Origin of the sequence: Cryobacterium sinapicolor, from assembly GCF_004403465.1 — a bacterium.
In the GTDB taxonomy this organism is placed as follows: Bacteria; Actinomycetota; Actinomycetes; order Actinomycetales; family Microbacteriaceae; genus Cryobacterium; species Cryobacterium sinapicolor.
In genome coordinates, this window is record NZ_SOGQ01000026.1 from 24,402 (window position 1) to 36,544 (window position 12,143).

Genomic DNA, 12,143 nt, shown 5'->3' on the forward strand with positions numbered 1-12,143 from the left:
TACCGTCTGGACGGTACAGCATCCGTCCCTGAAGCCGAAAGCAGTCGTCACCGTGTCGAATTCCATCCGAGAGATCATCCCCGTCGCCCCCGTCAGCCGCGTGATCAGCCCCCGCCGCCGGTGGTGGGCCCTCGTCGTGCTCATGCTGCCCGTGCTCCTGGTCTCGATCGACAACACGGTGCTCAACCTGGCCCTGCCGGCTATTTCCGAGGATCTCCGCCCGACCGGCACGCAGCTGCTCTGGGTGATCGACATCTACCCGCTCATGCTCGCCGGCCTGCTGGTGGCCATGGGCAGCCTCGGTGACCGGATCGGGCGCCGTCGGCTCCTGCTGATCGGGTCGGCGGGCTTCGGCGCCGTCTCCGTGGTTGCGGCCTTCGCCCCGAGCGTCGAATGGCTGATCATCGACCGCGCCGTGCTGGGCTTCTTCGGTGCCATGCTGATGCCGCCGACGCTGTCGCTACTGCGCTCCGTCTTCACCGACCGCAACCAGCGGCGGCTGGCGATCGCGATCTGGGCAAGCGGTTTCGCCGCCGGCAGCGCCCTCGGCCCCGTGGTGGGCGGTGTGTTGTTGGAGCACTTCGCGTGGGGCTCGGTCTTCCTGCTTGCCGTGCCGCTGCTTGTGCCGCTGCTGATTCTCGGACCTATGCTCGTGCCGGAGTCCCGAGACCCGAACCCCGGACGCATCGACCTCTGGAGCATTACCCTCTCGTTGGCGACCATGCTGCCGGTCGTCTACGGCATCAAGGCCCTGGCCGAACACGGACCCACGCCCTCCTCCCTCGGACCGATCGTGTTCGGGCTGGCCGCCGGCTTCCTCTTCGTGCGCCGCCAGCCTCGCCTGACGCACCCGATGATAGACCTCGGTCTGTTCCGCCAGGGTGCCTTCAGCGGTGCGATCGGCGTCAACCTCCTCAGCGTGGTGGCTCTCGTCGGCGGCCTGTTCTTCGTCTCCCAGTACCTGCAACTCGTGCTGGCCCTCTCGCCGCTTGAGGCGGGGCTGGTGCTCGTGCCGGGACTGGCCGCGATGATCGTGTCGGGCCTACTGGTCGTGCCCATCGCCCGGCGGGTCCGACCGTCAATCGTGGTGCCGGTGGCCCTCCTGATCTCGGCCGCGGGCTACGCGGCCGCGGCGCTGGGCGGGGGAGACCTCGACGCGGCGGGCATCGCCCTCGTGTTCGTCGCCCTCGGGATCGGGATCGGTGCGGCGGAGACCGTCTCGAACGAACTGATCGTGGCGAACGCCCCGGCGGACAAGATGGGGGCGGCCTCCGCCGTCGGCGAGACGGCCTACGAGCTGGGCGCCGTGCTCGGCACGACCATCCTCGGTACCATCCTCACGGCGTCGTACCGGAGCGCGGTCGTGCTGCCGGAGGCGCTCACCGCGGCGCAGGGCGCCTCGGCGGCGGAAACGCTCGGCGGGGCCGTGGCCGTGGCCGACGGACTGCCCGACGGTCTGGCCCAGATGCTGCTCGCATCGGCCCGCGAGGCCTTCACCAGCGGAATCGGGCCCACGGCCTGGATCGGTACGGCGCTGGTGCTGGCGGCGGCGTTCGTGGCACTGGTCACCCTGCGCAAGGCCACCTGATCATTGGGGCCGCCGCCGGCACCAGTGCGACTAGATGTCGTCGACGGAACGCTTCTGCGAGGTGACCTGCTCGCCGCTCGCCGGGTCGACGGCGCTGCGGGTAGTCGTGATGCTGCTGCGCTTGCGGGTCAGCAGGACAATGCCGATGACCATGATGACGGCACCGGCGCCCATCAGGATGTAGCCGACCAGTTCGATGTCCATCCATTCGACGGTCACGTTCAGGGCGAACACCATGATGGCGCCGACGACGAGGAGGAAGATTCCCAATCCGAGACTCATGCGGGACTGCTTTCTGTTGGTTGTCAGGAGTTGTCCAGCTTAGACAATCGATGCGTCGCAGTAGGGTTTATCTACAGCCAACTTCCAGACATACGGAGTCGAATGTCCCCTCACATCAAGCTCGCTGTCATTCCCGGCGACGGAATCGGCCCCGAAGTCGTCGCTGAAGCGGTCAAGGTTCTCGAAGCGGCGACGGCCGCCGACGATGTCACCTTCGACGCAACCTGGTTCTCCCTGGGCGCGGGCCGGTTCCTGGAGACCGGCGATGTGCTCACCGACGACGACCTCGCGGCGATCGCCGGCCACGACGCCATCCTGCTGGGTGCCGTCGGGGGCGTGCCGGGGGACCCGCGCCTCGCCAACGCGAATATCGAGCGCGGACTGCTGCTGAAGCTGCGCTTCTCGCTCGATCACTACGTGAACCTGCGCCCGAGCGTTCTGTTCCCCGGGGTGCCCAGCCCGTTGGCGTCGCCCGGCAATGTCGACTTCGTGGTCGTGCGCGAGGGCACCGAGGGCCCGTATGTGGGCAACGGCGGAGCGATCCGCCAGGGCACCGCGAACGAGGTCGCGAATGAGGTCTCCGTCAACACGGCCTTCGGAGTCGAGCGCGTGGTGCGCTATGCCTTCGCCCAGGCCCAGAACCGGCCCCGCCGGCACCTCACCCTGGTGCACAAGACCAATGTGCTCGTCTTCGCCGGCAGCCTGTGGCAGAGGATTGTGATCGCCGTCGCGGCAGAATACCCCGATGTGAGCGTCGACTACCTGCACGTCGACGCGGCCACGATTTTCCTGGTCTCGAATCCGAGTAGATTTGACGTCATCGTCACGGACAACCTCTTCGGCGACATCCTCACCGATCTCGCGGCGGCAATCAGCGGCGGCATCGGTCTTGCGGCCTCCGGAAACATCAACCCCGACGGCAGGTTCCCCAGCATGTTCGAGCCGGTACACGGTTCGGCGCCGGACATCGCGGGCAAACAACTGGCTGACCCCACGGCGGCCATCCTCTCGGTGGCGCTTCTCCTGGAGCACCTCGGACTCACGGATGCCGCAGCCCGGGTGACCGCCGCCGTCACCGCCGATATCGTGGCCCGTGCGGCTCTCGGCACGCCCCGGAGCACCAGTGCCGTGGGCGACGCCATCGTGACTCGACTTACAGACAAGGGAATCCAATGAGCCAGGCAGCGACTGACGAGACATCCGGCACGGCCACCTTCCCGCTGAAGTTCAGCCTGACGCCGTCGACCGCGGCCCGCACGGAGATCGAGCGTGAGGAGATCCTCGCCGATCCCGGCTTCGGCAAGAAGTTCACCGACCACATGGTCGCCATCGACTGGACCCTCGATGAGGGCTGGCACAACGCCCGGGTGATGCCCTACGGCCCGCTGCACCTCGACCCGGCCTCCTCGGTGCTGCACTACGGCCAGGAGATCTTCGAGGGGCTGAAGGCGTACCGCCACGCTGACGGCTCGATCTGGACCTTCCGTCCGGAGAAGAACGCAGAGCGTCTGCAGCGCTCGGCTCGCCGTCTGGCGCTGCCGGAGCTCTCCGAGGCCGACTTCATCGAATCGATCCGGCAGATCGTCGCCGTCGACGGCGACTGGGTTCCCTCCGCCCGGGAGACCAGCCTCTACCTGCGGCCGTTCATGATCGCGAACGAGAGCTTCCTGGGGGTGCGGGCCGCACACCAGGTCGGCTACTACGTGATCGCCAGCCCGGCCGGCGCCTACTTCGCCGACGGTGTGGCCCCGATCAAGATCTGGCTCTCAACCGAGTATTCCCGCGCCGGCCGCGGCGGCACCGGCGCCGCCAAGTGCGGCGGCAACTACGCCGCGAGCCTGTTGCCCCAGATGCAGGCCTACGACAACGGCTGCGCCCAGGTCCTCTTCCTCGACGGTGAGACCAGCAGCCGCATCGACGAACTCGGCGGCATGAACGTGTTCTTCGTGCACGGCACCGACACGCTCGTCACCCCCCGCCTGACCGGCGCGATCCTCGAGGGCGTCACCCGCGACAGCATCATCCAGCTCGCACGGGACCGCGGCCTGACCGTGGAGGAGCGCGACGTGACCCTCGGCGAATGGCAGGACGGTGTCGCATCCGGTGCCATCACCGAAGTGTTCGCCTGCGGCACGGCCGCGGTCGTCACCCCGATCTCACAGCTCAAAGGCCCGAACCTCTCCATTGGAGACCCGGATGCCCCGGCCGGCGAGATCACGATGGCGCTCCGCCAGGAGCTTACCGACATCCAGTACGGCCGCCTGCCCGACCGCCACGGCTGGCTCACCCGGCTCGACGCCCCGGCGGCGCAGGCGTGAAGATCGCACGGTTCAGCCACGAGGGACTCATCTCCTTCGGTATCATCGACGACGACGAGATCGTGGTGCTGAAGGGGGACCCGATGTTCGCGGGCTACGACCCGACCGGGCAGCGTGTGGCCCTGCGCGACGTGAAGCTGCTCGCGCCGGTGATCCCGCGATCGAAGATCGTGGGTATGGCCTGGTCCTACTTCGCTGATGCGGCCGAGCAGTCCGCAGCGTCCGGCTTGTCCGGCGAGCCCCGGTTCTTCCTCAAGCCGAACACCTGCGTCGTCGGCCCCGGCGACCCGATCACGCTTCCAGCGTCGTCGGACGACGTGCACGTCGAGGGTGAGCTCGCGATCGTGATCGGCAAGATCACCCGCAACGTGTCCGTCGCCGACGCTGAAGCCTCGATCTGGGGCTACACGGTCGCGAACGACGTCACCGCCCGCGACCTGCAGGAGCGCGACGGCCACCTCACGCGGGCCAAAAGCTTCGACTCATTCTGCCCTCTCGGACCGGTCATCGACACCGAATACGACTGGACCGCACTGAATCTCGAGTCACGCATCAACGGCCAGGTCATCCAGACGGGCAACGCGACGCTGCTCAAGCACACCGTCGCGGAGATGATCTCCTTCGTTTCCGGCGTGTTCACCCTACTGCCGGGCGACGTCATCCTGACCGGTGCCCCCGACCGGTCCGCCCCCGTCGTGCATGGCGACGCCGTGCAGGTCGACATCGCCGGCATCGGCGTGCTGGCGAACCCGGTGCGGCGCGCCTGATCGTCAGTCGGCGCCCGTCAGTTGCGCCCGTCGGTCGCGCCCGCCAGTCGCGACCGTCAGTCGGCGGGGCCGGAGACCTCTGGGTACCAGGACCGGATCTGGTCCGTCGCCGTGTCGAGCAGCGCCACCGATTCGGTCGCGTTGACCCGGGCGAGCAGCATGGCGCTCATTCCCAGCGACGCCAAGGTGCGGGCGCGCTCGTGCGCGCGGTCCGGCCCGGTTTCGCGGGCCGCGGCGCCGGCCGCCCGGAGGGCGCCCTGCAGGGTGTTGGTCAGGTCCGATCGGTACCCCTCCACCACCTGGCGGGCGACATCGTCGTGCCCGGCGAGACCCGCCGCGCAGTTCACCAGCAGGCAGCCTCGACGCGGGGAGTCGCCGGGTAGGGCGGCGAGCGACGACCGTAGGTTGGCGAAGTAGGCGAGCAGCGAGTCCCGGCCGATCCCAGACCCGGTCAGAATGCGCAGCCGCGGGAGGATGACGGTGTCCTGGTAGTCCTCGACGGCGGCATCGAAGAGCCCGCGCTTGCTGCCGAAGGCGTGGTAGAGGCTAGACCGCTTGAGTCCCGTGGCCGATTCGAGGTCCGAGAGCGACACCATGTCGAAGCCTCTGTCCCAGAACAGGTCCCTGGCGGCCTGCACCACGGTTTGGCGCTCGAAAGACTGCAGCCGTCCCATGGCGTTTCCTCCGTCTTCGCTGTGAGTGGTTTTGTGTATCGCTCGGTACACAACATATATTAGGCCCTCCGTTACAAAAAGCAGGGGAGCCCCGCATGGCCTCGTCCACCACCAGTACTCAAATCCAACTTGCCGCCCGCCCCACCGGCTGGCCGACGGATGCCGACTTCCGCACGATCCGGACCGACCTGCCCGAGTTGAGCCCCGGCCAGGTCCGCGTGGCCAACGAGTTCGTTTCGGTCGACCCCTACATGCGCGGTCGGATGAACGACGCCAAGTCCTACTCCGCCCCCTACGCACTGAACGAGACGATGACGGGTGGGGCCGTCGGCCGCGTCGTCGCATCCGCCTCTGACGCAGTCTCCGTCGGCGACGTGGTGGTGCACCAGTTCGGCTGGCGCGACCTGGTTCAGGAGGATGCCGACGGCTTCCGGGTCGTACCCGAGCTGCCCGGCGTGCCGCTCTCCGCCTACCTCGGCGTGCTGGGCATGACCGCCCTCACCGCCTACGTCGGGCTGCTCGAGGTCGCCGGGCTCAAGGCGGGCGACACTGTCTTCGTCTCCGGCGCGGCCGGAGCCGTGGGCAGCATGGTCGGCCAGATCGCGCGGCTCAAGGGCGCGAAGCGCGTGATCGGTTCCGCCGGATCTGCCGAGAAGGTCGCCCTGCTGACCCAGAAGTACGGCTTCGACGCCGCCTTCAACTACAGGGACGGCAACATCGCCGAACAGCTCGCCGCGGCGGCGCCCGGCGGTATTGACGTCTACTTCGACAATGTCGGAGGCGAGCACCTCGAGGCCGCACTGGCCAGCTTCAACGACGGCGGACGCGCGGCCCTCTGTGGCGCGATCTCCGTCTACAACAGCACCGAGGCCGCTGCCGGCCCCCGCAACCTGGCAAACATGATCGGCCGCGGGCTGACCCTCAAGGGCTTCATCGTGGGCAACTACGTGGAGCACTTCGCCGCGTTCTCCGCCGACATGGGCGCCTGGCTGGCTTCGGGCGAGGTCGTCTTCGATGAAACCGTGGTCGACGGGATCGATCACGCGGTCGACGCCTTCCTCGGCCTCATGCGCGGCGAGAACACCGGCAAGATGGTTGTCCGCACGAACATCTGACTTTCCCGACAACATCCTTTTCACGATCACAAACTCTGGAGAACCCATGAATTCCGTACTTTTCGTCGTCAGCGCCGCAGACCACTGGACTCTCAACGACGGCAGCCTGCACCCCACCGGCTACTGGGCCGAAGAGCTCGCTGAGCCGCACCGCCTGTTCACCGAGGCCGGGTGGCAGATCACCATCGCGACGCCGGACGGCGTCGCCCCCACCATCGACGCGGGCAGCCTGACACCCGCGGCCGCCGGCGGAGAAGACCGAGCCGCGGCCATCGTGGCCTACCTCGACACGATCGGCAGTGAACTCGACGAGCCGCGCTCGATCAGTGACGTGACGGTCGCCGACTATGACGTGGTCTTCTACCCCGGTGGCCACGGCCCGATGGAAGACCTGGCCGTCGACGCCGTCTCCGGACGCATCATGACCGAGGCCCTCGACTCCGGCCGCATCCTCGGCGTGGTCTGCCATGCCCCCGCCGCGATGCTCGCCGCTAAGCGGGCCGACGGCAGCTGGCCCTTCACCGGCTACCGGATGACCGGCTTCACCGACGAGGAGGAGACCCTCGGCGGTCTCGCCCCGAAGGCGAAGTGGCTCGTGCAGAGCCGCCTGGTCGAGTTGGGCGCCGTCTTCGTTGCCGGCGAGGCGTGGGGTGAGCATACGGAAATCGACCGCAACCTCTACACCGGCCAGAACCCGGCATCCTCCGCCGCTCTTGCCGGCGAGATCATCGCCGCCGTCACCGCGAAGTCCGCGTAGCGCAGAGCGGTTTCCGGCACACCACGGCGGCGGGCCCGAACGAATTCGACGGAGATTGTCCCGTAAACAACGTTTCTGAAGTCAAAAACGGGATTTCGACCCAGAATCTCCGTCGAATCGGTTCGACGCCCGGCACGATGGGCCGCCTGTGATGAACAGGGGCAGGAAGTTCGGCCAGCTTTGACCGGCCGGGGGTCGAGCGCGTTGAGCGCGTCGCGACCCGGCTAGGGGAGACCCGGTTACGGGCGGAGGGCGCGCAGGGCGTCGGCGACGTCGTCCTCGTCGTTCCACAGGTGGAAGGCGACGCGCGCGCGTCCTGCCCGGCCCGACGCGGTGAGACCCGCCCCGGTGAGGCGGTCGAGGTCGGTGCCGTCGGCATCCGGCCAGGTCACGATCGCCTGGCCGGCCGGGGCGAGGTCGAGTCCGGTGCAGAGCGCGTCGCCCAGGGCCACCGCGTGGTCGCGAACCGCGGCCAGGTCGAGCCGGCCGAACAGGTCGAGTGCGGGTTCTGCCCCCACCCAGGCATTCCACGCCGGGGAGACGTCGAATCGGCGCGCGTCGGTCGCAAGGTCCATGCCCGGACCGTAGCAGGAGGCCCACGGGTCATGGCCGGCGTACCAGCCCGCCTGCACCGGATGCAGCAGAGCGGCCAGCCGCTCGGCCACGGTCAGGAAGGCCACGCCCCGCGGGGCGCAGAGCCACTTGTAGCTGTGACAGATCGTGGCGTCGAAGACGGATGCGTCCACCGGCATCCACCCGACGGCCTGCGTCGTGTCGCAGAGCGTGAAGCTCCTGTGAGCGTGGGCGGCGGCCACGATCGCCGCGGTGTCGGCGATGGCACCCGTCGCGGACTGCACGAGTGAGAACGCCACCAGCCAGGTGTTCGCGGTGATCCCGTCTGCCAACTCGGCCAGAGGCAGGTGCCGCACGGTGACCCCGCGGTGCGCCTGGCTGAGGAACGGGAACACCATTGAACTGAAATCGCCGTCGACGCAGAGCACCTCGGCGCCGTCGGGCACGCTCGCGCCCACGAGGCCCGCCAGCACGGATGCTTGCGACCCGATCGCGACCCGGCTCACCGGCACCGCCACAAGCCCGGCATACGCGTGCCGAACCCGCTCGACCACGGCGGCATAGCCCGCCGCCGTGGCTCGTCCCGACGCCCACGCCTCCGCATCCGCGCGCAGGGCCGCTTCCGTCTCCCGGGTCGGCAGCCCGAGCGTGCAGGCGGCCAGGTAGCCGCGGCCGCCGCGGAACCGCTCGCGCGCCGAGCGCACTCCGATGCGGTCCGGCCGCCCGGGCAGACCCCCCGGCAGCGATGACGAGCCCTCCGGCAGCACGGGCAGCGACAAACGGGACGTGGGGGAGTCGCTCGTGATCATGCCTCCAGCATGCGGCCGGATCCATCCATTCAACAATGACCAGCAGCTGAGGCAACCCATAAGCCAGCGTTATGGTTAAGGAGTGCCCTCTCTCGCCCCGCCCGAACTCGACTCCATCATGCTGCGCGTCGTGGGCGCCCTCGCCGACCACGGTTCGATCACGGCCGCGGCCGCCGCACTCGGCTACAGCCAGCCGGCCGTGAGCCAGCAGCTCAAGCGGATCGAGCAGCGTATCGGGATGGCGGTGATCGAACGCGTCGGCCGCGGCGTGCGGCTCACCGAAGCCGGCCGGCTGCTCGCCCGGCACGCCGCGACCGTGAGCGGCGCCCTGGACACCGCCGCGGGGGAGCTATCCGAACTGCGGGGCCTGCGCTCCGGCCGGGTTCGGCTGGCGGCCTTCCCGTCCGCCTCGGCGACGATCGTGCCGCGTCTGCTTGCCGACCTCAGCCGCCGCCATCCGGGAGTCGGCGTCACCTACCTCGAGGCCGAGCCACCCGAAGCCGTGGCGCTGGTGCGGGAGAACCGGGCCGACCTGGCGATCACCTTCAGCTACCCCGGGGACCGGGTCGACCCGCACCGGGACAGCGCGGCGGGCCTCGTCGTGACCCGGCTCCGCCGCGACGAGATGATGCTCGTGCTGCCGGCCACGCACGCCCTGGCCGGCGACGGTGCCGTCGACCTCGGCGACCTGGCCGAGGAGAACTGGATCGGAGGATGTCCCCGGTGCCGCGGCCACCTGCTGGAGCTCTGCGGTCACACCGGTTTCACGCCCCGCATCTCCTACGAGACCGACAACGCGGCCGCGGTGCTCGGCCTCGTGGCGGCCGGCATCGGGGTGGCCATGCTGCCAGCGCTGGCCCTCGACTCCGTCGGCGCGCAGCCCCTGGTGGCCATCCGGCCCACCCGCGATCGTGACCACCGCACCCTGCACGCAGTCACGGTCACCGGGGCCGCTGGGGTGCCGGCCATCGCCGCCACCCTGCGCCGGCTCATCGCGCTGGCCGCGGAGCACACGGCCCACGCCCATACGGCCGCCGAGCATACGGCCGCCGAGCATACGGCCGCCGCGGCCCCGCTCGCCGCCCCCGCCGTGGCTTCACCGGCGTCTTCCTCCTCGCCTGCGGGCCGAGGCAACTAGAATCGGACGTGATGTCAGAGACAATTGCGCACCCGTTTTCCACCGCCACCGGCACCGACGTTCGCGTTCGGTTCTGCCCCTCGCCCACCGGAACGCCGCACGTCGGCCTGATCCGCACGGCGCTCTTCAACTGGGCCTACGCCCGGCACACCGGCGGCACGTTCATCTTCCGGATCGAAGACACGGACCCGGCCCGCGACACCGAGGAGAGCTTCGTGCAACTCCTCGACGCGCTCCGCTGGCTGCGCCTGGACTGGGACGAGGGTGTCGAGGTCGGCGGACCGCACGCTCCCTACCGCCAGTCCGAGCGCTACGACATCTACCGTGACGTGATCGAGCAGCTCAAGGCCTCCGGCCACATCTACGAGAGTTTCGCCACCGGCGAGGAGATCGAGGTGCGCAACGTCGCCCTCGGCCGCGACCCCAAGGCCGGCTACGACAACTTCGAGCGCGACCTGACCGAGGAGAAGAAGGCGGCCTTCCGCGCCGAGGGTCGCTCGCCGGCGCTCCGCCTCAAGGTGCCCGACACGGACATCTCCTTCGACGACCTGGTTCGGGGCGAGATCACCTTCCCGGCCGGCTCGTTCAGCGACTTCGTCGTGGTGCGGCCCAACGGGCATCCGTTGTACCCGTTCGTGAACCCGGTCGATGATGCCATGATGGGCGTCACCCACGTGCTGCGTGGCGAGGACCTGCTCTCCTCCACGCCGCGCCAGATCGCGCTCTACCACGCGCTGATCGACATCGGACTGGCCACGTTCGTGCCTCGCTTCGGGCACATGCCCTACGTGATGGGCGAGGGCAACAAAAAGCTCTCCAAGCGCGATCCCGAGTCCAACCTGTTCCACCACCGCGCCCGCGGCTTCGTGCCCGAGGGTCTGGTCAACTACCTGTCCCTGCTGGGGTGGTCGCTCTCCAGCGACCGCGACGTGTTCACGATCGAGGAAATGATCGCCGCGTTCGACGTCGTCGACGTTCTGCCGAATCCGGCCCGCTTCGACCTCAAGAAGGCCGAGTCGCTCAACGGCGACCACATCCGTCTGCTCGAGCCCGCCGACTTCGCAGCCCGGGTCATCCCGTACCTGGTGGCCGCCGGCGACGTGTCCGAGCCGCTCAGCGAGGTGCAGCAGGCCATCCTCGAGGCGGCCGCACCGCTCGTGCAGGAGCGAATCGCCCTTCTCGGCGAGGCGCCCGGCATGCTCGGCTTCCTGTTCATCGGCGGCGACTCGCTGGTGTACCAGCCGGATGCGCTGGCCTCGCTCCCGAAGAACGCGCGCGAGATCCTCGCCGCGTCCACGGCCGCGCTGCTCGACATTCCCGAAGCGGAATGGACCCACGACCGCGTGCACACGAGCCTGACCGAGACGCTGATCGATGGGCTCGCCCTCAAGCCGCGCGTGGCCTTCGGACCGCTGCGGGTCGCTGTCTCCGGCCGTCGCATCTCGCCGCCGCTGTTCGAGTCGATGGAGATCCTCGGCAAGGCGGAGTCCGTGCTGCGCCTCGCCCGCTTGGCGGCTACCACCCCCGAGTGACCTGCGTCGTCGGGGCCGGTCACGGGGCCTGCCCCGGCGAGCCGCCGGATATTTCGGCTCCGAGTTTGTCGCAACTCCCAGAGTGGGTTAGAGTTACGAGTCGGTCCGTTCCGCGGAATGGGCAGTGGGGTATGGTGTAATTGGCAACACGACTGATTCTGGTTCAGTTGTTCTTGGTTCGAGTCCAGGTACCCCAGCTCTAACCCCTGAGTTTCCGCGGAAACCAGGGGTTTTTTTTGTTTCCAAACCCACTCTTCCGGGCCAGAAGTGCCACTTTGGGTGCCACAAACGCCTTACAGACCGCATTTCCGCGTCAACGACCGCGGTTGACCCGGGCAACTACGGGCTGTTTCGACCGAGTACGGGATGCCGCGGCGCACCTCTCTGTTATGGCCGGTGAGGACGCGGAGATCATGACCGGGCAGCAGGTCGCAGACCTGTTGCAGGTCTCGCCGCGCACACTCGAAGAGTGGCGGCAGACACGCAGCGGGCCGCCGTGGCGGCGAATGGGTCGACACGTCTGGTACCTGCGTCACGAAGTGCTTGCCTGGTTCGAGGCGCTGGTCCCTCGTGCCTAGGCGGCGAATGCG

The 12,143-nt window shown here is 68.7% G+C and carries 12 protein-coding genes and 1 tRNA gene; 10 read left to right on the top strand and 3 right to left on the bottom strand.

Features of this window, described 5'->3' with window-relative positions:
• The first annotated feature begins 64 nt into the window (after positions 1-64).
• Positions 65-1,588 carry an MFS transporter gene (locus E3T28_RS05615; protein ID WP_241979188.1) on the top strand — a complete coding sequence of 508 codons (1,524 nt, stop codon included), beginning with the start codon at positions 65-67 and terminating at the stop codon, positions 1,586-1,588.
• A gap of 30 nt (positions 1,589-1,618) precedes the next feature.
• Here the strand turns inward: E3T28_RS05615 and E3T28_RS05620 are convergent, their stop codons facing one another.
• On the bottom strand, positions 1,619-1,870 hold the full coding sequence (locus tag E3T28_RS05620) for a DUF6458 family protein (RefSeq protein WP_134428744.1): 252 nt from the start codon (positions 1,868-1,870) through the stop codon (positions 1,619-1,621).
• Between the two features lie 102 nt (positions 1,871-1,972).
• Between E3T28_RS05620 and E3T28_RS05625 the strand changes: the two genes are divergently transcribed.
• Genes E3T28_RS05625 through E3T28_RS05635 form a run of 3 tightly spaced genes read left to right on the top strand, consistent with a single transcriptional unit; the run spans position 1,973 to position 4,955 of the window.
• Positions 1,973-3,046 carry a 3-isopropylmalate dehydrogenase gene (locus E3T28_RS05625; protein WP_134428746.1) on the top strand — a complete coding sequence of 358 codons (1,074 nt, stop codon included), beginning with the start codon at positions 1,973-1,975 and terminating at the stop codon, positions 3,044-3,046.
• A complete protein-coding gene (locus tag E3T28_RS05630; RefSeq protein WP_134428748.1) occupies positions 3,043-4,188 on the top strand; it encodes a branched-chain amino acid aminotransferase in 1,146 nt (381 codons plus the stop codon). The genes E3T28_RS05625 and E3T28_RS05630 overlap by 4 nt, the downstream gene beginning before the upstream one ends.
• Positions 4,185-4,955 carry a fumarylacetoacetate hydrolase family protein gene (locus E3T28_RS05635; RefSeq protein ID WP_134428750.1) on the top strand — a complete coding sequence of 257 codons (771 nt, stop codon included), beginning with the start codon at positions 4,185-4,187 and terminating at the stop codon, positions 4,953-4,955. Before E3T28_RS05630 ends, E3T28_RS05635 begins: the two co-directional genes overlap by 4 nt.
• Before the next feature lie 56 nt (positions 4,956-5,011).
• Here the strand turns inward: E3T28_RS05635 and E3T28_RS05640 are convergent, their stop codons facing one another.
• Entirely contained in the window at positions 5,012-5,629 is a 618-nt protein-coding gene (locus E3T28_RS05640; RefSeq protein WP_134428752.1) for a TetR/AcrR family transcriptional regulator, read from the bottom strand.
• 95 nt (positions 5,630-5,724) lie between these two features.
• On the opposite strand from E3T28_RS05640, the gene E3T28_RS05645 reads away from it, so the two are divergent.
• On the top strand, positions 5,725-6,744 hold the full coding sequence (locus E3T28_RS05645) for an NADP-dependent oxidoreductase (RefSeq protein WP_134428754.1): 1,020 nt from the start codon (positions 5,725-5,727) through the stop codon (positions 6,742-6,744).
• 46 nt (positions 6,745-6,790) lie between these two features.
• Complete coding sequence (locus tag E3T28_RS05650; protein ID WP_134428756.1) at positions 6,791-7,501, top strand: type 1 glutamine amidotransferase domain-containing protein; 711 nt, start codon at positions 6,791-6,793, stop codon at positions 7,499-7,501.
• Between the two features lie 239 nt (positions 7,502-7,740).
• On the opposite strand, the gene E3T28_RS05655 is transcribed toward E3T28_RS05650, so the two are convergent.
• Positions 7,741-8,883, bottom strand: a complete 1,143-nt coding sequence (locus E3T28_RS05655) for an aminotransferase class V-fold PLP-dependent enzyme (protein ID WP_134428758.1) — start codon at positions 8,881-8,883, stop codon at positions 7,741-7,743.
• 118 nt (positions 8,884-9,001) lie between these two features.
• Between E3T28_RS05655 and E3T28_RS05660 the strand changes: the two genes are divergently transcribed.
• From E3T28_RS05660 to E3T28_RS05675, 4 genes are all read left to right on the top strand, one after another.
• On the top strand, positions 9,002-10,021 hold the full coding sequence (locus E3T28_RS05660; RefSeq protein WP_134428855.1) for a LysR family transcriptional regulator: 1,020 nt from the start codon (positions 9,002-9,004) through the stop codon (positions 10,019-10,021).
• 11 nt (positions 10,022-10,032) lie between these two features.
• Positions 10,033-11,553: a glutamate--tRNA ligase gene (gene gltX / locus E3T28_RS05665; RefSeq protein WP_134428760.1), complete on the top strand. Its 1,521-nt coding sequence runs from the start codon at positions 10,033-10,035 to the stop codon at positions 11,551-11,553.
• A gap of 125 nt (positions 11,554-11,678) precedes the next feature.
• Positions 11,679-11,750, top strand: a tRNA-Gln gene (locus E3T28_RS05670).
• A gap of 216 nt (positions 11,751-11,966) precedes the next feature.
• Positions 11,967-12,131, top strand: coding sequence for a helix-turn-helix domain-containing protein (locus tag E3T28_RS05675; RefSeq protein WP_134428857.1), 165 nt, complete (start codon positions 11,967-11,969; stop codon positions 12,129-12,131).
• Positions 12,132-12,143 lie beyond the last annotated feature (12 nt).

Coding starts and splice junctions, on each gene's coding strand:
- E3T28_RS05640 (WP_134428752.1), bottom strand. CDS start 5,629: ATGGGACGGCTGCAGTCTTTCGAGCGCCAAACCGTGGTGCAGGCCGCC.
- E3T28_RS05620 (WP_134428744.1), bottom strand. CDS start 1,870: ATGAGTCTCGGATTGGGAATCTTCCTCCTCGTCGTCGGCGCCATCATG.
- E3T28_RS05645 (WP_134428754.1), top strand. CDS start 5,725: ATGGCCTCGTCCACCACCAGTACTCAAATCCAACTTGCCGCCCGCCCC.
- E3T28_RS05675 (WP_134428857.1), top strand. CDS start 11,967: ATGACCGGGCAGCAGGTCGCAGACCTGTTGCAGGTCTCGCCGCGCACA.
- gltX (WP_134428760.1), top strand. CDS start 10,033: ATGTCAGAGACAATTGCGCACCCGTTTTCCACCGCCACCGGCACCGAC.
- E3T28_RS05625 (WP_134428746.1), top strand. CDS start 1,973: ATGTCCCCTCACATCAAGCTCGCTGTCATTCCCGGCGACGGAATCGGC.
- E3T28_RS05660 (WP_134428855.1), top strand. CDS start 9,002: ATGCTGCGCGTCGTGGGCGCCCTCGCCGACCACGGTTCGATCACGGCC.
- E3T28_RS05630 (WP_134428748.1), top strand. CDS start 3,043: ATGAGCCAGGCAGCGACTGACGAGACATCCGGCACGGCCACCTTCCCG.
- E3T28_RS05650 (WP_134428756.1), top strand. CDS start 6,791: ATGAATTCCGTACTTTTCGTCGTCAGCGCCGCAGACCACTGGACTCTC.
- E3T28_RS05655 (WP_134428758.1), bottom strand. CDS start 8,883: ATGATCACGAGCGACTCCCCCACGTCCCGTTTGTCGCTGCCCGTGCTG.